The organism is Shimazuella sp. NTD247, assembly GCF_059510415.1.
In genome coordinates, this window is record NZ_JCAJZU010000001.1 from 829,385 (window position 1) to 854,177 (window position 24,793).

Annotated in this window: 25 protein-coding genes and 1 other annotated feature; of the genes, 8 read left to right on the forward strand and 17 right to left on the reverse strand. The window is 37.6% G+C overall.

Translation table 11 applies throughout. The features are described 5' to 3' along the window. Positions 1 to 578 precede the first annotated feature (578 nt). Positions 579 to 788 (forward strand): ferredoxin, encoded by a 210-nt coding sequence (locus AC5WOC_RS04170; protein WP_496054108.1) that lies wholly within the window; start codon positions 579 to 581, stop codon positions 786 to 788. 340 nt (positions 789 to 1,128) lie between these two features. Then, positions 1,129 to 1,620: an inorganic diphosphatase gene (locus AC5WOC_RS04175; RefSeq protein ID WP_496054167.1), complete on the forward strand. Its 492-nt coding sequence runs from the start codon at positions 1,129 to 1,131 to the stop codon at positions 1,618 to 1,620. Positions 1,621 to 1,669: 49 nt separating this feature from the next. On the opposite strand, the gene AC5WOC_RS04180 is transcribed toward AC5WOC_RS04175, so the two are convergent. The 8 genes from AC5WOC_RS04180 to AC5WOC_RS04215 all read right to left on the reverse strand — a co-directional run bounded on the left by AC5WOC_RS04180 (position 1,670) and on the right by AC5WOC_RS04215 (position 8,894). Beyond that, positions 1,670 to 2,041 (reverse strand): EamA family transporter, encoded by a 372-nt coding sequence (locus AC5WOC_RS04180; RefSeq protein ID WP_496054109.1) that lies wholly within the window; start codon positions 2,039 to 2,041, stop codon positions 1,670 to 1,672. 73 nt (positions 2,042 to 2,114) lie between these two features. Beyond that, complete coding sequence (locus tag AC5WOC_RS04185) at positions 2,115 to 3,110, reverse strand: DNA polymerase III delta subunit-related protein (RefSeq protein ID WP_496054168.1); 996 nt, start codon at positions 3,108 to 3,110, stop codon at positions 2,115 to 2,117. A gap of 140 nt (positions 3,111 to 3,250) precedes the next feature. Then, on the reverse strand, positions 3,251 to 4,162 hold the full coding sequence (gene rbsB, locus AC5WOC_RS04190) for a ribose ABC transporter substrate-binding protein RbsB (protein WP_496054110.1): 912 nt from the start codon (positions 4,160 to 4,162) through the stop codon (positions 3,251 to 3,253). A 16-nt stretch (positions 4,163 to 4,178) separates the two neighbouring features. After that, on the reverse strand, positions 4,179 to 5,114 hold the full coding sequence (locus AC5WOC_RS04195; RefSeq protein WP_496054169.1) for an ABC transporter permease subunit: 936 nt from the start codon (positions 5,112 to 5,114) through the stop codon (positions 4,179 to 4,181). A gap of 5 nt (positions 5,115 to 5,119) precedes the next feature. Beyond that, entirely contained in the window at positions 5,120 to 6,613 is a 1,494-nt protein-coding gene (locus AC5WOC_RS04200) for a sugar ABC transporter ATP-binding protein (RefSeq protein WP_496054111.1), read from the reverse strand. Positions 6,614 to 6,630: 17 nt separating this feature from the next. Further along, on the reverse strand, positions 6,631 to 7,026 hold the full coding sequence (gene rbsD / locus AC5WOC_RS04205; RefSeq protein ID WP_496054112.1) for a D-ribose pyranase: 396 nt from the start codon (positions 7,024 to 7,026) through the stop codon (positions 6,631 to 6,633). A gap of 9 nt (positions 7,027 to 7,035) precedes the next feature. Then, complete coding sequence (gene rbsK, locus AC5WOC_RS04210) at positions 7,036 to 7,911, reverse strand: ribokinase (protein ID WP_496054113.1); 876 nt, start codon at positions 7,909 to 7,911, stop codon at positions 7,036 to 7,038. Further along, on the reverse strand, positions 7,908 to 8,894 hold the full coding sequence (locus AC5WOC_RS04215; RefSeq protein ID WP_496054114.1) for a LacI family DNA-binding transcriptional regulator: 987 nt from the start codon (positions 8,892 to 8,894) through the stop codon (positions 7,908 to 7,910). Before AC5WOC_RS04215 ends, rbsK begins: the two co-directional genes overlap by 4 nt. A gap of 761 nt (positions 8,895 to 9,655) precedes the next feature. Beyond that, positions 9,656 to 9,881 (forward strand) — a binding site (T-box leader). Positions 9,882 to 9,935: 54 nt separating this feature from the next. Here AC5WOC_RS04215 and AC5WOC_RS04220 point away from each other — a divergent pair. Genes AC5WOC_RS04220 through AC5WOC_RS04230 form a run of 3 tightly spaced genes read left to right on the forward strand, consistent with a single transcriptional unit; the run spans position 9,936 to position 13,382 of the window. Further along, positions 9,936 to 11,090, forward strand: coding sequence for a pyridoxal-phosphate-dependent aminotransferase family protein (locus AC5WOC_RS04220; protein WP_496054115.1), 1,155 nt, complete (start codon positions 9,936 to 9,938; stop codon positions 11,088 to 11,090). Then, a complete protein-coding gene (gene serA / locus AC5WOC_RS04225; protein WP_496054116.1) occupies positions 11,083 to 12,666 on the forward strand; it encodes a phosphoglycerate dehydrogenase in 1,584 nt (527 codons plus the stop codon). The genes AC5WOC_RS04220 and serA overlap by 8 nt, the downstream gene beginning before the upstream one ends. A 44-nt stretch (positions 12,667 to 12,710) precedes the next feature. Then, positions 12,711 to 13,382: an SDR family oxidoreductase gene (locus tag AC5WOC_RS04230; RefSeq protein WP_496054117.1), complete on the forward strand. Its 672-nt coding sequence runs from the start codon at positions 12,711 to 12,713 to the stop codon at positions 13,380 to 13,382. 110 nt (positions 13,383 to 13,492) lie between these two features. Here the strand turns inward: AC5WOC_RS04230 and AC5WOC_RS04235 are convergent, their stop codons facing one another. From AC5WOC_RS04235 to AC5WOC_RS04275, 9 genes are all read right to left on the reverse strand, one after another. Continuing rightward, positions 13,493 to 13,690, reverse strand: coding sequence for a hypothetical protein (locus AC5WOC_RS04235; protein WP_496054118.1), 198 nt, complete (start codon positions 13,688 to 13,690; stop codon positions 13,493 to 13,495). 92 nt (positions 13,691 to 13,782) lie between these two features. Then, positions 13,783 to 15,582, reverse strand: coding sequence for an ATP-binding protein (locus AC5WOC_RS04240; protein ID WP_496054119.1), 1,800 nt, complete (start codon positions 15,580 to 15,582; stop codon positions 13,783 to 13,785). Further along, positions 15,579 to 16,307: a response regulator transcription factor gene (locus AC5WOC_RS04245; protein WP_496054120.1), complete on the reverse strand. Its 729-nt coding sequence runs from the start codon at positions 16,305 to 16,307 to the stop codon at positions 15,579 to 15,581. The genes AC5WOC_RS04240 and AC5WOC_RS04245 overlap by 4 nt, the downstream gene beginning before the upstream one ends. A 34-nt stretch (positions 16,308 to 16,341) precedes the next feature. Then, complete coding sequence (gene ccsB, locus AC5WOC_RS04250; protein WP_496054121.1) at positions 16,342 to 17,529, reverse strand: c-type cytochrome biogenesis protein CcsB; 1,188 nt, start codon at positions 17,527 to 17,529, stop codon at positions 16,342 to 16,344. After that, a complete protein-coding gene (resB, locus tag AC5WOC_RS04255) occupies positions 17,526 to 19,094 on the reverse strand; it encodes a cytochrome c biogenesis protein ResB (RefSeq protein WP_496054122.1) in 1,569 nt (522 codons plus the stop codon). The genes ccsB and resB overlap by 4 nt, the downstream gene beginning before the upstream one ends. A 117-nt stretch (positions 19,095 to 19,211) precedes the next feature. Then, on the reverse strand, positions 19,212 to 19,952 hold the full coding sequence (locus AC5WOC_RS04260) for a pseudouridine synthase (RefSeq protein WP_496054123.1): 741 nt from the start codon (positions 19,950 to 19,952) through the stop codon (positions 19,212 to 19,214). Positions 19,953 to 20,030: 78 nt separating this feature from the next. Beyond that, the gene (locus AC5WOC_RS04265) at positions 20,031 to 20,561 is read right to left on the reverse strand and encodes a spore maturation protein (protein ID WP_496054124.1); all 531 of its coding nucleotides are present in this window, start codon (positions 20,559 to 20,561) and stop codon (positions 20,031 to 20,033) included. A 5-nt stretch (positions 20,562 to 20,566) separates the two neighbouring features. Beyond that, entirely contained in the window at positions 20,567 to 21,154 is a 588-nt protein-coding gene (locus AC5WOC_RS04270) for a nucleoside recognition domain-containing protein (RefSeq protein ID WP_496054125.1), read from the reverse strand. Then, the gene (locus AC5WOC_RS04275) at positions 21,151 to 22,299 is read right to left on the reverse strand and encodes a D-alanyl-D-alanine carboxypeptidase family protein (protein ID WP_496054126.1); all 1,149 of its coding nucleotides are present in this window, start codon (positions 22,297 to 22,299) and stop codon (positions 21,151 to 21,153) included. Before AC5WOC_RS04275 ends, AC5WOC_RS04270 begins: the two co-directional genes overlap by 4 nt. A 130-nt stretch (positions 22,300 to 22,429) precedes the next feature. Here AC5WOC_RS04275 and AC5WOC_RS04280 point away from each other — a divergent pair, with 130 nt between their 5' ends. The 3 genes from AC5WOC_RS04280 to AC5WOC_RS04290 all read left to right on the forward strand — a co-directional run bounded on the left by AC5WOC_RS04280 (position 22,430) and on the right by AC5WOC_RS04290 (position 24,769). Continuing rightward, a complete protein-coding gene (locus AC5WOC_RS04280) occupies positions 22,430 to 22,792 on the forward strand; it encodes a hypothetical protein (protein ID WP_496054127.1) in 363 nt (120 codons plus the stop codon). Between the two features lie 168 nt (positions 22,793 to 22,960). Then, positions 22,961 to 23,839, forward strand: coding sequence for a glycoside hydrolase family 16 protein (locus AC5WOC_RS04285; protein ID WP_496054128.1), 879 nt, complete (start codon positions 22,961 to 22,963; stop codon positions 23,837 to 23,839). Positions 23,840 to 23,992: 153 nt separating this feature from the next. Further along, a complete protein-coding gene (locus AC5WOC_RS04290) occupies positions 23,993 to 24,769 on the forward strand; it encodes an SMI1/KNR4 family protein (RefSeq protein ID WP_496054129.1) in 777 nt (258 codons plus the stop codon). Positions 24,770 to 24,793: the final 24 nt, after the last annotated feature.

A 24,793-nucleotide genomic window follows, 5' to 3' on the forward strand; every position in this document is an offset into this window, starting at 1 on the left:
TGATACATGATCACTAAAAAAAATGCTATAAATGATAACTCACTTCTCTTTCATTGGTTGCTTTTTTTCAAGAAGTATTATACTCCTATGTCTTATCCATTCCCTCCATTGATAAAAAGCAAACAAAAAAAAGAATAGAGTTGTATGCGAAGGAAAAAAAAGGAATAATATTAGCAGATTCCCAGTAAAAAATATCATCGACCAACAATGTCTCCAATGCAATCCAGTTATTTTTACATAATGCATCCATTTGTATATTTGTTGGACAAGTAAGTACAAGGATAAAAGCAATGAACAGAACGACACATAATAATTCACACTTAAGTATGACCAAAAATCATCTCGATTAGGAAAAAACACAAGTGATATAATGGTAGCAGTACCAATAAGTAGCCATTTTATATTTTGTTTCATCACCATCCCTCCTTTTTCACTATATGAAAAATAATTAAGTTCGATGTTTGTACTTCACGATTAACGATAATTATCGATATATTTTCGTTATTGCATTATGAACCGAATCATTCTACAATGGTGTATGAAGCTCAGGCTACATACCGGAAGGAGATTTAAATATCATGCGTACTTGGGTAGATAAGGACACATGTATTGCGTGTGGTGCTTGTGGAGCAACTGCACCTGATGTTTACGATTATGACGAAGACGGAATCGCCTATGTGATATTAGATGATAATACAGGTACAGCTGATGTACCAGAAGATCTTCATGATGACGTACGAGATGCACAAGAAGGTTGTCCTACGGACTCCATTAAAGTAGAAGAATAAAAAAGAGGCAGATGCCTCTTTTTTATATTCCACAAACTGTTTGAATTATGGAATATTAACACCTCTTAAAAAAACACATTCACAAACATATATTCGTATGGTGAACTATTTTCCATCACACTTCATGGATACCTTGAACACGAAAACCAAGCACAGGATATCCTAGTTGTTATGAAATAATATGGTCAACCCTGGAGCTCACGAGGTTAGTTTGGTAATAAAGTGGTCACAGGACTACTGTCTTAAAAATCCTACGGCTTTAGCCATATGAAAATGTCAATTGTGGAAATTTGTCTTTGTAACGTTTACAATATTGCTTGTACATATTTAAGGAGGTTTCATAATGTCTCAGGAAATTATTGTAGATGCTTTTATCGAAATTCCAACTGGCAGTCAAAACAAATATGAGTACGATAAAGAAAAAGGAGTTTTCCGTCTAGATCGCGTTCTTTTTTCACCTATGCATTATCCAACAGAATATGGATACCTAGAAGGAACATTGGCAGAAGATGGAGATCCATTAGACATTCTCGTTCTTACCAGTTTTCCGACTTTTCCTGGATGTGTTATTTCCAGCCGTGTGATTGGTGTGTTGGTAATGTCTGATGACAAAGGTCAGGATGAAAAACTGCTAGCTGTACCAACAGAAGATCCACGTTTTGCTAATGTAAAAAGCTTAGATGATGTCGCCCCACATATTTTGGATGAGATCTCTCATTTTTTCCAAGTTTACAAGGATCTTGAGAAAAAAGAAACACATATCGAAGGTTGGAAAGATGCAGCATTTGCCTCCAATCTTTACCAAGCTTGTCTAGCAAGATATAGTAAGTGAACGAATAAAAGCTTTCCTCCAAAAAATGGGGGAAAGCTTTTATTTTGATTCATGACATTTCTTTCGAATTTTGTATACTAGCTTCTTCTAACTTATCTCGATCTAGCATGATTAGCATGATAACACTTGATAGAACCAGTATTATTCCCAGCACTTTCGCTAAATTTATTGACTCGTCTAGCAATAATACCGCACTTATGGTTGTTACAATGCTTTTCGATAAAGTTTTCTTTTCGAAGATCAACGATAATAGTAATACAAATACTGGGTATAGGTAAAGCAGCATAACCGCTAGTGTAGCAATAATATGTTTAATCGCATTGAAATATAGAGTTGTTTGCAGACAATATAAAGCTCCCAACAAAATCAATATCCATAATTGTGAAAATGAAATTCGAAAATTCGTTTTTGAAAATACCATTTCATTTCAATTATAATCTATATATTTGCAAATTCCCCTATTTATTTTGTTCCGTTTAACTCTGCTTAACGTTTTACATTACAATCATCCGCCAATCATTTGGCTTGCTTATTCTTTTTTCTTGTATAGCAATAACCATTTGTTCCAAAATTGCACTTGCAGAAAACTCTGCTCGATTTAATAATCGACTTGCAATGAGAACATTTTCCATCGCAATAAGTATATTTTCTTCTTTTACTCTAGCCCTAATTTTCGCACCTAACTCTTGATGATCTGGAAACAGACCAGCTTCTTTTCTCACAACTTCTTTCAACCAAATTAGGAGTGCTTCCAGCAAACTTCTTCCTCTACCTTGTTCTAATTCCACAGAGATCCAACCAAATTGAACATCAAATAATGCATTTTCCGCTCGCACAAGAAGATGATAGCTCCAATTCACCATTTTATCGATAATTTCTTTTAGTAAAGTAGATTCCATATCCAACCAATCACCGTTCATTTGCATGTTTGATAATAATTTTGCGGTATCTTCTGAATGCCCCTTGTCTATGATTATTTTTTGGAGTTCTTCAGGTACAGGCGGAGCAAAACGTATCCACTGGCACCTCGATTGAATGGTTGGCAAAATACGTTCTTTTTTTTCGGTTAATAAAATAGCAATCATTGGTGAAATGGGTTCTTCTAAAAATTTCAGCAGTGAATTTGCTGTTTCCAGTCTCATTCGTTCAGCAGATTCAATAATCAGTACCCTTCTTGCCTGCTGTGGTGCTCGATAACGAAAAGATGCTTGAACAGATCTTACTTGATCTATTTTTATATAGGAACCATCAGGCTGTATCGTTATCACTTCTGGATGATTACTATGTTCAATCTGTTTGCAAGTCGAACAATGATCGCAAGCATCCAATCCTTTATGTTCACAATTCAATGTCTTTGCAAGTTGCAATCCTAATTTCCGCATTTCACTCAGATTGGAATCTGTAAATAAATACGCATGTGCTAATCTATCTCGTTTGATAGCCGATTGCAGCCAGCTGACCACTCTCTCCTGCCCTAATACATCACGCATCGCCAAACTAAATCGCCTCCATCAGCCTACAATACTTCTATCTTCATGCAAAACGAAAAAACTTGCAAGCAACGAGGCAAAAAATAAAAACGAGTAAAGCTTATTCAAATAGCATTACTCGTTTTTAACAATAATCTAATTTATTTTTTCTCAACTAATTCTAGTTGAACGGGAATATTTGCTTCCACCTTTTGTCCAGCTAAAACCTTTTTAACCGTTTCAATTGCAGTTTCACCCATTACATCAGGTTTTTGGGCAATGGTTGCAGTTAGTTCGCCTTTGTTCACTGCTGTTTTTGCTTCATCTGTCCCATCAAAACCAATTACTTTTACATTTGTTAAATTTGCAGATTTTAAAGCTTCTAATGCCCCTAAAGCCATTTCATCATTTTGAGCAAAAACTCCTTGAATGTTCTTATTCCCTTGGATAATGTTTTCCATTACTGACAACCCTTTGGATCGATCAAAATCAGCAGGTTGTTTGGAAATCACTTTTAATTTCCCATCGATAACTTTATGGAAACCTTGTCCACGCTCACGTGCAGCAGAAGATCCAGGAACTCCTTCTAATTCAACAATATTTGCTCCATTTCCTACAAGTTCTAGTAAACGTTTTCCTGCCATTTCTCCACCAGCTACATTATCAGATGCAATATGGGAAACCACTTTCCCTCCATTTGCCGAACGATCCAATGTAATAACGGGGATATTTGCATTATTTGCTGATTGAACTGCTGAAACTACTGCATCTGAATCTACTGGATTAATCAATAAGAAATCGACATTTTTTTGAATCAAATCTTCTACATCACTCGTTTGTTTTGCAGCGTTATTTTGCGCATCGACAGTAATTAAGGTATATCCCAATTCTTTTGCTTTTTTCTCTGTGGCATTTTTTAATGTTACAAAAAAAGGATTGTTCATTGTGGAAATGGAAAGTCCAATCGTTTTTGCTGAATTTTTATCTTTTGCTTCCTTTTGTCCAGCAGGCTGCATGGAACAGCCAACCAAAAGTAACATCCCCACAAGTGCAAATATAAATAGCTTTTTCATCTGTTTTCATCTCCGATTATGATTTTTTTCGATCAATTAATACAGCTAACAAAATCACAAAACCTTTTACGACCAATTGATAAAAAGGAGATACATTTAATAAATTTAATCCATTATTTAATACACCAATGATCAACGCGCCTATCAATGTTCCTAGTATAGAGCCTTTTCCTCCAGATAGGCTTGTACCACCTAATACAACAGCAGCAATCGCGTCTAATTCATAAGATGTTCCTGCATTGGGATCAGCAGAATTCAGTCGTGAAATTAAGATGATTCCAGCTAAAGCTGATAAAACACCAGAGATGGAATAAATCGCTATTTTCACACGATCAACCTTAATTCCTGCTAATAAGGAGGCTTCTTCATTTCCACCTATCGCATAAGTCTGCCGTCCAAAGACCGTTTTCTTTAATAGAAAAAGTAACACCAAAAACACTACTAACATCGTAACTACTGGGATTGGAATACCGAACAGATAACCTTTTCCAAACAATTGAAATGATAAATCGGTACTCATTCCAGTAATGGGACTGCCATTTGTAAACACTAGTGTAAAACCACGAAAAATAGTAAGTGTTGCAAGAGTAGCAATAAAAGGAGCAACTTTTCCTTTCGTAATCATAAGACCATTAAATGCGCCCATGACAGCCCCTGCAATGAGACCAATAAGAAGCGCTGGAAAAAAGCCGATTCCTTTTGCCATTAATTGAGCTGTCATCGCACTTGAAAGCGCTAGCATAGAACCGACAGACAAATCGATTCCGCCTGTTAAAATAACGAATGTCATACCAAATGCAATCAATGCATTGATAGAAACCTGTCTCAATACATTTAATAAATTATTAACTGATAAGAAATCCGCATTTAAAGCGCTTACAATAATGATAATGAGTATTAAGCCAATGACGGATCCTAACTGTTTCCACCCATGACTCAGTCGTTCACGAATAACATTCACGAAATATTCCCTCCTGTCGCTAGACTCATGATCTTCTCTCCAGTAGCATGTTGTTTCTCTAAAAATCCACTGACTTTCCCTTCGGAAATGACCATAATTCGATCACTAATTCCTATGATTTCGGGCAAATCAGAAGAAACAACAACGATTGCCACTCCTTGATCAGCCAATTCTTGCATAAGAGAGTATATTTCTTTTTTTGCTCCAACATCGACACCACGGGTAGGTTCATCGAGAATGAGACAATCTGGACGAAGTCCAAGCCACTTAGCAAGAACCACTTTTTGTTGGTTCCCCCCACTTAGCGATTTAACTTGTAATGTTTCATTGGTCGTTTTGATATTTAATTTTTTTATCATATTACGAACAAAACTTTTTTCTTTTTGCTCAGATAGGACAATAAAGGATTGAAATTGCTTCAAAATTGGTAAAACCATATTCTCCTGAATCGAAAAATCCAAAATTAAACCTTCCGCTTTGCGATCCTCTGTAATAAAACCCAGCCCATGCCTTATAGCATCTGTAGGCTTACGAATTTTCACTCGATCTCCATTTATTCGGATCTCGCCAGAATGTGCTACTTCATAGCCAAAAATAGCCTTCATAATTTCTGTTCTGCCAGCTCCCATTAAACCCGCTACACCTAAAATTTCTCCCTTGTCTACTTGAAAAGAGATATTCTCAAAAGCTCCCTTTCTTGTAAGTTCCTTTACTTCCAGACACACATTTGCTCCCTTATGACCTGATCGGATGGGAAATCGATCACCGATACTACGACCCACCATCATATATACCACTTCATCAAAAGTAGTTTCTTTTACCAGCTTTGTCGCAATATACTGTCCATCGCGTAAAACAGTTATTGTATCGCATAAATCAAATATTTCTTCCATTCGATGTGAAATATATATAAATGAAACACCTTTTTGTTTCAGTTTGCGAATTAGGCCAAACAATATCTCGATTTCACGATCCGTTAAAGCGGCAGTTGGTTCATCCATTATGATAACTTGAGCTTTCAATCGCAGAGCTTTGGCAATTTCTATCATTTGTTGTTGCCCTACAGACAATGCACCAGCTAGTTTCGATGCTTTAACAGTTAAGCCAAGACTAGCTAAATATGCTTCTGTTTTTTGCTCCATTTGTTTGGTTTTTAATATTCCGGTATGTCTAAACTTTTCTTCATGACCCAAAAATAAGTTCTCAGCAACGGTAAGATTGGGGAAAATATTCAACTCTTGATGTATAAAAGCAATTCCTCTTTCTTCTGCCTCTTTTGCATTTTTAAATCTTATTTCTTGACCATCAATGTAAACTTCTCCTTCATCTTGAGTATAAACACCTGTTAATATTTTCATCAGCGTTGATTTCCCTGCACCATTTTCACCCATAAGCGCATGAATTTCACCTGAATCCAAAGTAAAATGAACCTTATCTAACACAGTGTTTTTAGCAAATGACTTGGATATATTTTTTAATTGTATTTGCATTGGAATCTCCTCCCTTCTTAAAAAATCACTCCTGCATGTAAGATAATATTTGCATAAGGGGTATCTTCGCCTGTTCGAATTACCGCTTTTGCTTGGTGACATGCGGACTTAAATTCTTCATGAGAGATAAACGATTTGTTCTGTGTAGGAATCAACAATTCCATTTGTTTTAATAAATTGGTATTATGTTGTTGTATTTCCGAGGCGAGTGTTATTTTCTCAACCTCCATCTCTTTTAATACAACTTTTAATATTTCAACAAAAGATGGTTTTCCTAGATCAAATGCTAAATCAATTCTTTTCACTTGGTCAGGAATTGGCAGCCCACAATCTGCTATCACTATTGTATCGGTATGTCCCATTCGTGCGATTACTTGTGAAATTTCACTATTTAGGACTCCTGTTCTCTTCATTTGTCTCACCTAAACTTGATTTATTTGTTCTAATGTAGGCATTCCAGCTTGCGCACCTAACCTACTTACCGATAGACTAGCTGCTAAATTAGCAAATTCGATGGCTTGTTTGAGTTCATTCCCTCTCACTAAATCAACTGCCAATGCTGCATTAAAGGTATCTCCTGCGCCAGTAGTATCTACGACTTCCACTTTCCTTGCTGGAATGGTTACTAGTTTCTCACCATCATGAAATGAAACACCCTTTTCTCCCTTTGTTACAATTAATTTTCTTTGATATTTATTTAACATCTCATCTTGATCAGCATCAGGAAACAAAATTTTCATTTCATGTTCATTTGGAGTGAGATATGTTACTTTTTCCAAGAGATCAACAGGCAGTTTCCTAGCAGGAGCCGGATTTAATATAACAGGAATGTGTAATTGGGCACATTGATCAACCACATACATTACTGTCTGCAGTGGGATTTCTAACTGAAGGACAACAATAGACGCATTTTCAATCACATTTGAAACAGATTTTATCATTGGTACAGATACCTCTGCATTTGCCGACGGAATAACCACTATTGTATTATCTCCCTCTGCAACCGTGATATGAGCAGTACCAGTTTTCACACCAGATAACACTTGAATATTTTTTGTATTTACCCTTTCTTTTTGCAGGGTTTGTAACATGAAATCGCCAAAAGAATCAGTTCCAACTGCACCAATCAGGTGTACCTCTGCACCTAATCGAGCAGCGGCAACTGCTTGGTTTGCCCCTTTTCCACCAGGTATAGTAACAAATTCCTCACCAATAATTGTTTCACCCGGATGAGCACGACGAGAAGCAATCACCACTAAATCCATATTTATACTTCCAATTACTACGACACTGCTCATCCAAAGTTCTCCTTTCTTGTTGTGTCACGTTCGATTAACGTAACAGGTAGACAACATGTCAATGCTTTGTTTACTTTGGTTTCAATTAGATTCAATAACATTTTCATTGCTTTTTCTCCAAGCTGATAAATTGGTTGAGCAATGGTTGATATTGATGGATAAAATAATTGTCCAAATAAAATCCCATCGTAGCCAATAATCTGTAAATCTTTTGGAACTGATATTCCACGGCGTAAAGCAGTTTTCAAAACCGATACAGCAATGACATCGTTTGCAGCAAAAATTCCATCTGTTTCTGGATAACGATCAAAAATATCATTTATTAATTGTTCATCATTACTAGGCTGAAATGAACTCTCAAAAATATGAGACGATACTTTATTTGTTTTTACGATATTCATAAATCCTTGGTACCTTGCCTCAGCGGAATCTAAATACTTCGGACCTCGAATATGAACAAGATTTTCCGAACCTTTTTGTAACAATATTTGTGCTGCAATTTGCCCTCCATGATAATGATCCGAATGAATGAAAGGAATTTCAGGATGAATTGGCCTATCTAATGCAACAATAGGAAAATCTAGCAACCGTTTTGAATGTATTTGTTTTTCATTGGTGATCATGATACAACCATCTGCTTGACGTTGTTGTAATACTTCGATATATTGTTGTTCTTTCTCTAATATTTCATCCGTATTACAAAGCACAACTGTGTACCCATGGTGATGAGCAGTATCTTCTACCGCTCGTGCTAATTCTGTAAAAAATGGGTTTGTGATGTCAGGTATGATTAACCCTAGCAATCTCGAATTCTTTTTATATAAGGTTCGTGCTACTTCATTTGGACGGTAATTTAGCTGAGCTATAGCAGCCTCAACATTTTCTTTTGTCAACTTATGCACATAGCCATTTTTGTTTATTACTCGTGAAACAGTGGCAACGGAAACCCCTGCAAGTTTTGCCACGTCACGAATGGTAGCCAATTTTTCACCACCTCCATACTAACCTGTAACCGGTTACATGAAACCGGTTACAGATAATATAACTTTCTTGTGTTTTCATGTCAAGATATATTTTTTTAAAGCAGATAAAAATTTATTTACAAATGATTTGTATTTTTCTAATACTATTCCAATAAAAAAGTCTATCATTCACACGATTTTCTGATTGATCTGAACGTTTGACTATCATATAATAAATATGAAAGTGAGTTTGCCCATACGTTTTCAGCATATTCTTGGAGTACACAAGCTCGATGGTTGCTCTAGCTGCAAGGAAACAAATGGAGTTTTGAAATCAATGCCTTCCCCGTTTCGGTTACGGGTACGTTCTCTTGCTTTATCAATATGGTAAGGCAAGAAAACGTACTCGCATCGGTAACAGGATGTCATTGGGCTTACCAGTAGATGCGACTCGTAATTGTCGAAACAATTGAATTGCTATGTATGGTTGTTCGAACCACTTAATTGTGCTTTGATTTGCTTTGGCCGGATGGTTTTTACCATCCGGTTATTTGTGAAAATTTATGCAAAATCAGATATAATTTTATAATACATTCAACTTTAAATTCAAATTTAAAATTCCTTTCCTTGGTAATAATTTAATTTTACGGAAACGTTAGAACGAGAAAAAACGAACGTTATAGAGATTTTAATCGATATTGTTCATTTTTTATCCCGTTTTTCATAGAAAAAGTACATTGACATACTTTTTCTATTCGTGTTAAAGTAAGCTCAACTTCATAATATAAGCGATGAAAGAATCAAATGAGGATTAGGAATTTTAGAGAGCCGATGGTTGGTGAGAATCGGTATTCCGACCCTGATGGAGCACTCTGGAGCGATTTGCTGAAATATATCTTAGTAGGCAAATACGGTAGATCCGTTATCTCTTAGTCAACCGACTAATCAAGGTTGTTTGTGTGAGCAAACAGCAATTGAGGGTGGCACCACGAGCCTCTCGTCCCTCACCTATATTTGTAGGTGATAGGAACGGGTTTTTTTATTTTTAAGGAGGAATTTTCCATGTTTATTTCAGACAAATTAAATCTTCGTATACCTGGACCAACCCCTATTCCACCAAGTGTACAAGCGGCCATGAATAAACCGATGATCGGACATCGAAGTAATGAAGCAAGTAAGCTTATTAAAGACGTAAGTGAACGCCTAAAACCTTTTTTTGGAACAAAACAATCGCCTCTCTTATTTACCAGCAGCGGAACTTCTGTCTTAGAAGCAGCAGTTGTTAACACCATACACCCTGGTGAAGAAGTTTTGGTTGTAGTCACCGGTGTTTTTGGAGATCGTTTTACTAAGATTTTAAGTGAATATGGAGCAATTGTTCATCGGCTAGATGTCGAATGGGGCAAAACCCCTCAGCAAGAAACACTTATTCAAATGCTTCGAACTCACTCTAGCGTAAAAGCAGTCTTTTTTACTCAATGTGAAACATCTACAGGCGTTTTAAATCCTATTCACTTTTTAAGTCCATTAGTAAAAAAGTACTCTGATGCAATTGTCATTGTAGATGCAGTCAGTTCTCTAGGTGCAGTTCCCTTTGAGATGGACAACTGGGGAGTAGACATTACTGTTGCTGGATCGCAGAAAGCTTTTATGATACCAGCTGGACTTGCCTTTGCAGCCATCAGCTCTAAAGCTTGGGAAATTATCGAAGAAAATAACAATCCAAAATTTTATTTAGATTTTAAACGATACCGAGAAAATCTCCTGAAAGGTACGACGCCTTTTACTCCTGCAGTATCTCTTTTATTTGGTCTTGATGCTGCTTTGCAATTGATAGAGACCGAAGGGTTAGAGCAAGTATATAGCAGACATGAAGGTTTAAAAAAAATGACAAGAGCAGCTATCTCTGCGTTAGCTTTACCATTAATGAACACAGATGAAGATGCCTCTCCAACGGTTACATCCGTATACCATGGAGAAAACTGGGACAGCGAAACACTGCGAGGTGATCTCAAAAAGATGGGTATAGTCGTTGCAGGTGGACAGCAGCATTTGAAAGGAAAAATCTTTCGAATTGGTCATATGGGATATTGTGATCCATTTGATATCCTTCCGGTTTTATCGGGCATTGAAATCTCATTAAAAAAACAGAATGTCCCAATTCAATTAGGTACAGCACTACAAGCTGCTGAGGAGGTTTTACTACAATATGTTTAAAGTTTTGGTAACCGATAATATTAGTGATCTAGGTTTGGCAGCATTAGTCGAAGCACCAGAAGTAACAGTTGTAAAGAAAACAGGATTAAATCCAGATGAGTTGTTGGCGGAAATAGAAGATGCAGATGCCTTGCTTGTTCGCAGTCAAACACAAGTTACTGCAGAAGTATTAGAAAAAGCTCACCGTCTAAAAGTAATCGGTCGTGCAGGGGTTGGCGTGGATAACATCGATGTCGAAACTGCCACCAAACGAGGAATTATCGTAATGAATGCCCCTGATGGAAATACCATCTCTACAGCTGAGCATACTTTTGCTATGTTAATTTCGCTCTCTCGGAATATTCCGCAAGCATTTCGCTCCACAGTAAATGGAGAATGGAAACGCAAAGAATATGTAGGGGTAGAACTAAAAGGAAAAACATTGAGTATCATCGGGCTTGGGCGTATTGGTGCAGAACTCGCACAAAAAGCAAAAGCATTTCGCATGAATATTGTAGCTTTCGATCCTTACTTAACAGAAAAAAGAGCGAAGGAATTAGGTGTAAAAAAAGCAGATTTCGAAGAAGCAATTCGTGCAGGAGACTTTATTACAGTTCATACTCCATTGACAAAAGAAACAAGACATTTGGTCAATAGTGAAGTTTTTCAACAAATGAAAGACGGAGTACGTATTTTAAATTGTGCTCGTGGAGGAATTATCGATGAACATGCACTTGTAGCAGCTATTCAAACAGGAAAAGTTGCAGGGGCAGCATTGGATGTGTTTGAAGTCGAACCTCCAACCTCTGATCATCCTTTGTTTCAGCTTCCACAAGTCATTGTAACACCGCATCTAGGAGCTTCAACGGTCGAAGCGCAAGAAAATGTAGCGATTGATGTTTCCGAAGAAGTACTGCACGTACTTCGTACAGAACCTTTTAAAAATGCAGTTAATTTGCCTTCCCTTTCTGCTGAGCTTCAAGAAAAAATCGGACCATACTTACCACTTGTTGAAAAATTGGGTAAATTTTCTGCTCAACTTGCGACAGGTGCCGTACAGAAGTTGGTGATCACCTATGGTGGAGAAGTAGCAGATTTCGAAGTTTCTGCACTATCGAGAGCACTTTTAAGCGGAGTATTATCCCAGCATCTAGATGGAATCAACCAAGTAAACGCTCCGCATGTTGCAAAAAATCGCGGTATTGAAGTAATCGAACAAAAAGCAGCAAATAGTCACGGTTTTACACAATTAATCACGGTAGAGTTAACTACAAATGAAGGAAAAACAACGATATCAGGCACACTCTTAAATGGATTTGGAGCTAGAATCACCAAAGTGAATGGATATTCTGTCGATGTGGTGCCAGAAGGTCACATTCTCCATATCACCCACCAGGATCAGCCAGGAGTTATTGGTACAGTAGGAACTGTTCTTGGAAACGATAAGGTCAATATTGCAACTATGCAAGTAGGACGGGAGACAATTGGTGGTCAAGCAATCATGCTACTTGGCATTGACAAAGGTATTAACCATACTGCATTACAACACCTGCGTGACTGTGGTGTGGTCAATGGAGTAAAAGTAATTGAGCTCTAACTGAGATATAATATAACTTCAAACCAATAATTTGGAGTGAATCTATGAAAACCGTAGCAATTGTGACAGGAGCAAGTCGCGGTGTAGGATATGAAATTGTCAAACATTTTGTCAAAGCTGGCTATTATGTAGTGGCAACTGCACGTGATGAACAAGCCCTGAAAAATCTTGCATCCCTGGCGGAGGGGAAAATTTTACCAGTCGTGTGTGATATCACCAAAGCAAACAATGTGAAAAACATCATTGATCAAACGATTGCAAAATGGGGGCAACTAGATATTCTAGTCAACAATGCAGGAGTTGGACACTTTGCTCCTGTCGATGAATTGACTGAAGAACAGTGGGACGAAATGTTAGAGGTAAATAGTAAAGGACCATTTCTAACAAGTAAATTTGCTATTCCTCATCTCAAAGAAACTAAAGGTCACATTGTTAACATTTCTAGTGTTGCTGGAACAGAAGCATTTGCCCGTGGCGGAGGTTATTGTGCATCTAAGTTTGCACTGATGGCATTGTCTGATGCGCTGACACAAGAATTGAAGCCATATCACGTTCGTGTCTCGACAATCTGTCCCGGATCGATTAAAACAAACTTTGGTACAACCAAAGATTGGGCTTTACCACCAGAAAAAATAGCTGAAACAGTATACATGGTCGTTTCTTCCCCAAAAGAAGTAATCTATGGCCAGATTATTATGCGTCCGCAAGTACCTTAAAATGAATGGACCACCTACTATCAAACGATAACAGGTGGTCTTTTTTCTTTTCAGTGACAAAAGAAGAAATCAACGCTTCTCTATTTGATCACTTACAGGAGTCTCTGATATCAAGAATAATCGATTCCCGAAACTGCCTTACTATCGCCATCTGCGATTGCAGGTCCAGTATCCGCCACGTCAATCTTACTGCCTCGCGGAGCACGTCCGCTGAATCCACTTACAGCAGTACCGCCATCCGCACTGATCTCGTCTCCAGTTTCCTCCACTACGATGCGTGTGCGACGGAAGCGATCCAGAAATCCCATTTCTATTCCTTTCAGAGATGTTTTGTACAGGAAAATGATAACATACAAATACCAAAAAAGATGTTAGATTCAAAATCTAACATCTTTCTTTTCTATCCGATTAATTCCTCATCATTATCTAACTCTACTTCCACAGGAAGTTGAACAGAGAACGTGGTACCTACTCCTACTTTACTTCTTACTGTAACCTCTCCGCCATGCGCTTTTACCAGATGCTTAACAATGGACAATCCAAGTCCAGTCCCAGAAGCGTTATCTCTTTTTCGCGATTTATCCGCTTTATAGAATCTTTCAAAAAGAAATGGCAAGTCTTCTTCTGGTATTCCTTCTCCTGTATCGACAACATCTAAATAAACATCTTTATCTTGCCAGTATACTTTCAGTGTCACTGTTCCGTTTTCTGGGGTATGACGTATAGCATTTCCAATAAGATTGGTGAGAACCTGTTCTACTTTGTCTGTATCCCAAAATACTTCAGGCAATGGATTGTGGAAATCACTTGTTAACTCTACTTTTTGCTCTTCTGCCAAGTTTGCAAATTTTCGGCATACACGCTGGATAAAAGTATGTAAGTTAATAAAGTTAGGTTCAATTTCAATAAATCCTGCTTCCATTCTTGCCAAATCTAACAATTGACTTACTAATCTCCCCATACGCTGGGATTCATCATTGATTACTTGGGCAATTTCATGTCTGACTTCTGGTGTTTCTGCAATATCATCTAATAGTGCTTCGCTGTAACCTTGCAACATTGCTAATGGTGTACGCAATTCATGGGAAACATTTGCTACAAAATCTTTGCGAAACTTTTCCAATAAACGTTCATCAGTTACATCTCGTAAAACAGCAACCGCTCCTCGTACTTGATCTCTTGCATACAGCGGAGCCATTACAACAGCCCATGTCCTCCCTTGTTCGGTAATATCTCCTTGATACTCTTTTTCTTCAGATAAAACTTGAAGAAAAGCAGATTCCAAAGGTGGCGGCAATAGACGAGAGTGAGGATATTCATACAAAGATAACAATTTTTCGGCAGGTGGATTAGTCACGATAACTTGTCCAGATGCACTTATCGTCATTACACCATCAACCATACTTCGTAGAATACTCGTAAGTTGTTCTTTTTCATGTGATAACAAATTAATTGATTCTTCTAACTGACGAGCCATGCGATTAAATGTAATTGCAAGATCAGCAATTTCATCACGCTCATGCGGCCTTACTCGAACACGCGTAGAAAATTGACCTAATGCCATTTTCTCTGCTGCTTTCTGCATTTGTATCAGCGGCTGTGTGATTCTTGTAGACAAAAAGAATGCAAATACCGTTGTTAATGCTATTCCAATAAGTGCAGAATAAAAAATCCAATGCTTAATATCAGCAACACTCAATTGATCTTTTGTTTGATAAAGCAATATTGCTCCAGCTATTTTACCTGCTTTGTTATAAGGTACTCCAACTAAAAACACATCATTTTTTTGGAATGGACTTTTAAGAAAAGATTCCGTCGATGGAATACGACCAACTGCAACTGTTTTATTTCCAGCAAGTATATTTTTTAAATTGGCTTTTTGAATTAATTCATTGGGAACAGTCTCTTCAATGGTAGTTAGAATAGGTAGTGCTTTTCCTTTTTTATCAACTACTACAACATGTGTGTTAAATTGTTTTGCGATGGCAATCGTATTTGCAATATAGTTAGCTGTGTCAACTTCTGAGCTGTTCAATTTGCGTTGTACGACATCTGCCAGCTTACTTAGACTAATTTGTTGGTCATGCACATATGTCTTTTCTACTTGTTGATTTAAAAACAAACTGAGAAGAATTAGTACGAGTGAAACCAAAATAATAATCGTAAGCCACAGTTTCCCGACAACACTTCGTAAAATCACTCTTTTGGCACCTCAAGTTTGTAACCTACGCCCCAGACAGTAGTAATCATGGATGCTGCTCTGTTTGAAGCACGATTTAGTTTTTCTCGCAATCGCTTCACATGTGTATCCACTGTTCGCAAATCACCAAAAAACTCATAATTCCATACATCTCTGAGCAATGTTTCCCTTGTAAATACTTTGTCTGGAGATTGCGCCAAATAGTAGAGTAATTCATATTCTTTTGGTGTGAGCGATATCGATTTGCCTCCTGCCTTTACCTCATGAGCATCATTATCAATAGTGAGTTCTGGAAAAACGATTACATTATGGGTTTCGGTATTTGTTGACAAGTATGCAGTTGCAGATGCACGCCGCAATACTGCTTTAACGCGATGTACCAGCTCACGTGGACTAAATGGTTTCACTACATAATCATCAGTACCTGCTTCAAAACCTTCTACTCGATTTGTCTCTTCTCCTCTTGCTGTTAACATAATAATAGGAGTAGCTTTATGTTTGCGTATTTCAGCGCAAACTTCCAATCCATCCATACCAGGTAACATTAAGTCCAATAAGATAAGATCATAGTTCTGCGAAGATGCTTTTTCTACTGCAATTTCACCATCTTCTGCTTCTTCAATTACATAACCTTCTCGTTCCAAATACATCCGCAGTAAGCGTCGGATGCGATCTTCGTCATCTACGACTAAGATAGAGTAAGCTTTTCCCTCATTCGATGCCAATTACTTCACCTCTTACGAACTTTTCAATCCATTCCTAAGCATAGGAATGAAGACCAGAAATGACAAGATTTATAACAATCAAGTTCAACATAATGATAACAAACCCACCTACTGCAAGCCAAGCAGATTTCATTCCAACCCAGCCACGGGATAATCGTAAATGGAGGTAAGCACTATAAAACATCCATGTAATAAACGCCCATGTTTCTTTGGGGTCCCAACCCCAAGGTCTGCCCCATGCCTCATTTGCCCAAATCATAGCAAAAATTAACGCACCTAATGTAAACAATGGATAACCAATTGCTACTCCTCGATAGCTGATTTCGTCAAGCAACTCAGGGTCAAGCCTTCTTACTAATGGATATAATACATGGTACAAACTTTTTCTTACGATTAATCGGTAGATTGCATATATAATTAATCCTACCACAATTCCCCAGATTACAGAATTAAATTTACTAGCTGCATGCTCTCCTTTCATCCAGACGGGAGCTTCTATCAATGCATTTTTCCAACCAAGAAATGATCCGACCTTAACAGCTTTACTGTCATGTGGTGCAACAATTGGAGGAAGATTGTATTCTTCTGCAACTTGATTTCCGTCAATGGTGTGAGTAAAACTAGCTTGATATCCAAACGCTTGAAAAAGAAGAGATACCAGTGAAAAACCAACCAGCATTACCATGATTACTAGTGTTGTCTCTAAATACTTTGCATGTTTGGGTTTTGCGCCACTGCCAACTTGATAGATCAGATAAATTAAACCTGCGACAAAAGCTACTGCAAAAGCACCTTGGCCAATAGCAGCTGTTGTGACATGAATATACAACCAATGACTTTGCAATGCTGGGATCAATGGCTGTACATTACGAGGAAAAACGGCAGCATATGCTAACAAGACAACTGCAAATGGCATTACAAATGCACCAAGAACATAAGTTCGGTAAATCGCAAAAATAACGATAAAAGCTAAGACCAAAGCAAAACATAAAAATGCTATAAACTCAAACATATTACTGGTAGGAAAATGTCCTCCAATAATAATTCTTGAAATCATAAAAGCAATATGGATCATAACACCGATAATACTTAAAGAAATAGCGATTTTCCCCCATACATGGGAACGTTTTTTGTTATCCGTGGCAACAACCACAAACGCAATTGCTGATACCAAGTATAAAATAAACGTTCCGTATAAGAGGTTATTCATGATCGCATTCATCTGTCTGCCTCCTTCACTAAGCTGGTAAAGCCAACTTGTGATAACTCTCTGCGAAGTGCAAACCAATTTTTATTGGTATGAGCACCGACGTACCACTTACCATATTCCACTCTTGCCCAGATTCTTCGGTGCTGCCAATAAAATCCCATCACTAAACCAAGCATAGAAATAATTCCCCCAAATAAATAAATGGGTAAACTTTTCTCTACTCGAACCATTAGACCAGCAGTATTGACCATGTGAAAGCCCGCAAGTCCTATATCGTATTTATTACTCTTTGGATTAGGAAACTGCATGCCAGAGATAACCAAGGAGTTCTCCCCTTTTATCTGACCTTTCTCTAGAGTCTCAAATAAAAATGCTGGCTGATTTGGATCTTGTGATTTTGTCACTGGCACCTTATTTTCAATTGCGAAATCAGGATAATAATCTTTTATTTTCACTCTTAGATTACCTACTCGATATACATGATCACCAGTAATATCGGATAGATCCACCGAAAAAACACCGAGACTTTTATTCGTTTTTCGATCGATTATCACGAATTGAATCCCCGTGAGATCTCCAGCCCGAAAATCAGATTGATACAATTTTAGTCCTTGATAGTTTAAAGGATCATTCACTAAAATAGATTTTTTCGATACAGGTACCAATTTTCCGTGGTTATCTTTTTTATACAACACTGCTTTTGTTTGATACTTGCTTACAATTGGTCCTTTTTGGCTTTTCTCGGTTTCTTTATAATACTCTACAGTTGAACCTTCATTTTTCACATAATATTGCGTTTGAGGAACCCGAACTGTCTGTCCTTCTTGCACCCAAACATAATCATCCAGATTCCATCCAGGTAAATAACGCAACAATATGCCTACCAGAAAGATGATTAGACCAATATGATTAATATAAGGTCCCCACCTGCTGAAGCGACCTTTCTCTGCTAATAATGCGTTCCCTTCTTTGCGAACATGGTATCGTTTTGCTGACAACTTTTCTGTTAGCTCATCAAGTTTATCCGATCCTTGTTCGTCTGGGGAAAGCTCCTGTGTTACAGAAATACGTTGTCTTTCAATAAATACTGTGCTCTTTGCTACCTTTTGATTTTTTAATGCTCGATACAAAGGAATAACACGGTCCAAACTACAAATCACCAACGAAACTCCAATCATTGATAATAAAGTAGCAAACCACCAAGAAGAATACATATCAGAAAAACCTAACTGGTAAAACCATTTACCAAGTGTCCCATATGTTTGTTCATAGTATGTATCAGGAGTAGAGGATGGAATAAACTGTTCTTGTGGAAAGATCGTCCCGATCGCTGACATAATAAAAGTAATAATAATGAGGACGACCGCAATTTTTACCGAGGAAAAGAAATTCCAAACCTGATCAATCATCGAATTCTGGTATGTTAATGATCTTCTTGCCTTTCCTTCGTACCGCATCTTTGCATCCAATTTTTCCGTGCTGTCCGTTGTTTCGTCCAACGGTCGTCCACAATGTTCACAAAGTACTGTACCAATTGGATTGTTATGTCCACATTCACATTTCGTATTTTCTATCATCTTGTGCACCTAGTTTCTACCTAATTGCATCATATGGTTCCTTCCTTCACAAAGGAATCTATATTTCGTCACACAACGTACTTGCAAAGCTTTCTCTATTATACAATTAGCGTCAACTTATTTTTGTTTTTTTCTTTTTCGTTCACCACTTAGTAACTTTTTTAGTTGCTTCACTTCCGTTTCAGTCAATTCACGATATTCGCCACGTTTCAGCCCTTTTAGTGTTAAATTAGCCAATCTCGTTCGAATTAAATGCTTTACTGGATGACCTATTTCTTTACACATGCGTCGCACTTGTCTATTTCTGCCTTCATGAATGGTCATTTTTATTTTTGCTTCTTCTTGCCCTTTCTGCATCAATCGTACTTCTGCTGGTGCAGTTGGACCATCTTCTAAAAAAACACCTTTACGCAACTGTTCCAAAGCCTTTTCATCGGGAACACCGTTTACGGTAGCAATATACTGTTTCTCCACTTCAAAGCGAGGATGCAGCAAATGATTTGCTAATTCCCCATCATTTGTTACCAATAATAATCCTTCTGTATCAAAATCCAAACGCCCTACTGGATACACTCTTTCGGGTATTTTCCGAAAAAAATCAGGCACGATCTTGCGTCCTTGTGGATCAGCCATACTTGAGATTACATAAAGTGGTTTGTAAAAAAGAAACGTTCGTTTCCCTTCTTTTTGAATAGCTTTTCCTTTCACTACAATTTGATCTTTCTGTAGATCAACTTTTGTTCCTAGCTCCGTGACTACCTTTCCATTCACTTGTACTTTGCCTTCTTGTATCAATACTTCTGCTTGACGACGTGAAGCTATTCCTGCTTGAGCCAATACTTTTTGTAAACGTTCCAACACATTTCACCTCGCTGTCTATGTTACTTTTTTCACATAAAAAAAGCTAGCTTTCTGCTAGCTTACGAACTTTTCACACTAGAACATAAGAGAACAAATAATAATTGAAGCCACAAAACCAATAAAATCCGCCCACAATCCTACTTTTAAAGCGTACAGTGAACGTTTTATACCTACAGCGCCGAAATAAACAGTTAAGACATATAAGGTAGTATCAGAACTCGCTTGAATAGTAGAGGCTAGTTTACCTAAAAAAGAATCAGGTCCAAAATCATGGTAAATACTCTCCACAAAAGCCAATGAACCAATCCCGGAAATCGGCCGCAATAATCCAATCGGAATCACTTCATTGGGAATATGAAAAAAACTTGTTAACGGAGAAAGAAGACCTAAATAAAATTGCATTGCTCCTGTATCTCGAAAAACAGCAACTGCCACCATCATTGCCACCAGATGAGGAATGATCGAGATCGCCGTTGGGAAACCTTCTTTCGCTCCTTCGACAAAACTCTCGTAAATCGGAACTTTTTTAAAAATTGCATAGAGAGGAATAAATACAACAAGTGCTGGCAACATCCATTTGGAAATAAGGGAGATGATCTCAAACATTGATTTTATCCCTTTCTTTTGTATTTCCGTTGGTAATAACGGTCAATGATCACAGCCATTGAAGTTGCAACAAATGTAGCGATTAAAGTAGGTCCGATAATTTCTGTCGGATTGATAGATTCGTATTTTAACCGAAGACCTATAATAGTTGTGGGAATTAGTGTCAAACCGGATGTATTTAGAGCGAGCAGTGTACACATTGCTGGTGTTGCAGTATCTTTATCCTTGTTCAATTTTTGCAACTCTTCCATTGCCTTTAACCCCATTGGTGTCGCTGCACTACCTAATCCAAACAAATTTGCACTCATATTGGATAATATGTATCCCATTGCAGGATGGTCTTGTGGAACACTTGGAAACAAAAATTTAGCAATGGGACTTAATAGCTTTGCTAGTTTTTTTAATAAACCTGCATCTTGCGCTATTTGCATCATCCCTAGCCAAAACACCAAAATGCTGATGAGACCAAAACAAACGGTAATTGCGTCTTTTGCTCCAACCAATGTTGCAGATGTGACCAAATCAATCTGTCCTTTGGCTGCAGCAGCTATCACTCCACTGAGTAATAAAAACATCCAAATATAATGAATCACCTTGCTACCGCCTCCGAAACAACCGAAAATACCACTTGCTCCCATCGCTGTAAAAAAGTCGGCTTCGATTGAAAGGTAGACAACAAAGGAACGGAACCGATTAACTCATCTTCCAAATATATTTTTGCAAACCCAACTGCTTGATTATTCGTGGTGATCGTTTTGGTTGGTGTACTTTGCACTGTTTGTATTTTTAATTTCTGTTTTTCTTCTCTGGACAATGGATAGACAAAAGATTTTGCTACCATCATATAAAGATCTTTGTTTTGTTTATTTTTTGCTCCCATTAATGCTAACAGTTGTCCTTTTTTTAATACTGTCTCCTTCTCATAGTGAGAAAAACCATAATTGTACATATCAATTGCATCATTCCAGTCATTTCCATCATTTAGTGTAACCGCAACTAACTGCGTTCCTTTTTTCGTTGCAGAAGTCACTAAAGTTCTCCTGGCTTGTTTGGTAAAACCTGTTTTCACACCATCTGCCCAAGGATACATCCGCAATAATTTATTTTTATTATAAAATTTTTGATCCCAATCCAAATTTGGCCAATCAATCGTTTTAATTTGGGTTTTCACTATTTGCCGAAAAGTGGGATTTTTCAGTGCATAACTCGTTAAAATCGCCAAATCTTCTGCTGATGAATAATGATTTTCTTGATCAAGTCCGTGTGGATTCATAAAATGTGTATGTTTTAGCCCTAAAAAACTGGCTTTTTGATTCATCAGATAAACAAATCCTTCTATTGAACCTCCTACATGTTCGGCTATCGCGGTAGCTGCATCATTCCCAGAACGCAGCATCAGTCCGTATAATAAATGTTCCAAAGGAATTTTTTCCCCTTTTTTTAAATAGATTGAGGAACCCTCTACTCCAACCGCATTTGGTCCAATTGTGACAATACTGTCTAACTTTGATTGTTCAATGGCGATCAGTGCGGTCATGATTTTCGTCAAACTTGCAATCTTCATTTCTTTATCAGCATTTTTTGCAAAAAGGATTCTACCAGAATCTCGATCCATTAATATCGCTGCTTGGGCCGAGCCTGCAAGCGGAGGTGTCGCATATACATATATAGGAACAAACAAAACGACTGGAATAAGTACATATAAATACCATCTTTTTTTCCATATCCAATTCAACATTTTCACCTCGACCAGTCATAGGGTTTGTACCAGTCTATGGGACATGATAAATAATTAGAATCGTTTCCCTTTTTATTTTGTTATTTTTGTATAATAGGTAATAATCCGTTGTCTAATGAAAGGTCCTTCTGTGCGTTTCGACGAGTTTATCAAAAACCGCTGGAGTTACAGTACTTTTCAGCTGGTAACTGCTAAAGAGAAACTGCTAAAGCAGAGTGTAGAGCAAGTGCTCAAAAACCTTTCCTTTGATTCTGCTGAACAAAAGCAGAGCAAGCGGATACTTGACAATCTCCTCCGAGATCCTTTTAAACAAGATTCCAAGCAGACAGAAGCAGCTTGGATTGAAGTATCCGGGGATCTTGCAGAAAAGGGATATCAAATTCAAGAACTGGATTTGTACTGGGCAGTCATTCGCTTGATCCAAGTTGCAACAGAATCTGCAAAAAACAAAGATCTAGAAGAGCGTATGGTTTTGCTTATTCATGAACTGTAGATACTGAAAAGAAAAGATAAATATCTCACAGGGTAACAAGATCTTACTTGTTACCCAGTCACTATATAGACAATAAAAGGCTTTGCTTTATTTTTGAATTAACAAGCTATTTATAATAAAATAATTATTATTCAGAATCATCAATATTTCTTATATAGGAGAGGTGCTATGAAATTAAAATTGTTCGCGATAATTGTTATCTTTACTATAACGCTTATTCCTACTTATGGTTCAAGTATAACCAGTCAAAACGTGGATAACTCGATGCCAAAAGGAGATCTCCCTGGTTGGAAGCAAATTTTTGCTGATAATTTTAATGGACAAAACGTTCCAGTTGGATCATTTTCTGATTGTGATCATAATGCAACGGATCCAAAAAATGCTTACTGCAATGGACTCCCAGAACCTCAAAAGAGCAAATGGTGGGCATATCCATACGGTTGGCCGGATACAGCAAAACAGCGAAAATATCCCTTAGGAGGCATCTACAACCCACAAGAAACAATCTCCATTGAATCCCTCAAAAATGGAGACGGCGTGATGAAAATTAAAATGTTTAACAATGGAACTGAAAATCAAGTAGCGGCCGTTGTTCCAAAAACGATAGCGGGTTCCAAATACGGCCGTTATGTCATCCGATTTAAAGCACAAACAACGCCAGGATACAAGCTCGCTTGGCTACAGTGGCCAGATGACAATAACTCCTGTGCTGGATGTGAAATCGATTTTCCTGAGTTAGAGTTAGATGGTAATATTTCTGCTTTTATGCATCACAAAGGTGACCCTGATGGCAAAAAACAAGATGCATTTGATACTGGTCAGCCATATGGCGTATGGCACACTGCCGTCACCGAATGGTCCCCAAATAAAGTAAAGTTTTACCTAGATGGCAAACTAGTAGGCACATCTAATGAAGAGGTACCTGATCAACCTATGTCATGGATCATCCAGTCGGAAAGTGCATTAAACGGCGATAAAGCTGCTAAAGGATCAACAGCCACCATTTGGATTACGTGGGTTGCAGCTTACAAATATACGGGCAAATAAAAAAAGCATCCCATATACCAGGGATGCTCATTGTTTATTCAATCTCCTATACTTTTCCATGATTTTGCTCTTTCTTGGCTTCTTTTTTTGATTTATCCTAAAATATATCGCTTTCTCACATTTACAAAATCCGATGTATTCGAGGAGGATACCATGCACGAAAAATATAAAAAATGGGTTAAATCGTGGAATGCTACCCTAGATCAAGTTCGGCGTGTGATACCAGATGAGAATATTTATCCCCTTACCATTCATCCTCCTGCAACTTCACAAGACATAAAGGTAATTGAAAAAAAACTAGGATATGCTTTGCCAGCTACTTTTCGCCATACCCTCCTTCATTTTTCAAAAGGTGTTGATCTTTATTGGAATATGTATGAAGAGCTAGAAGACATTCTCCCAGAAGATTTTGAAGGGATAAGTTCTGGCACCATTCATTGGGGAATCGATGATTTCCATCTGGAAGATTTGGAAGACCGCGCCGAAAAAATGGATGAAAGAGGAAATGACTATAATAAATATCAATCTTCTATGGAAATAATCTGGCGTGTAACTGGTTCCGGTAACGAAGAAGATTATAAAAAATTCATCGAGGAAAATGAGGAAAAATGGAAAAACAGCAAGCAATATCGTTCTTCCCTGCACAATAAGCTAAAATTCATGTCGGTAGATAATGGAGACTTAATTGCTTTTGATTTACTTGCTGAAGGGGAACCTCCTGTTGTTTACTGGGATCATGAAACAGAGGAAGTAACTTTGCTCGCACCCTCCTTTCATGCTTTTATTGATAAAATTACTCAGTTATACTGCATTGGAAATGGGATCTGGGAGTATGGCGCTTTCCTAACTGACGAAGGCATCAACAGTGAGGGAGAATATGCAAAAAAATGGAGAAAATGGTTTCAAACTTTTCTTTCTTCAAGTAAATAAAAAACCACTTCTTAAAGAAGTGGT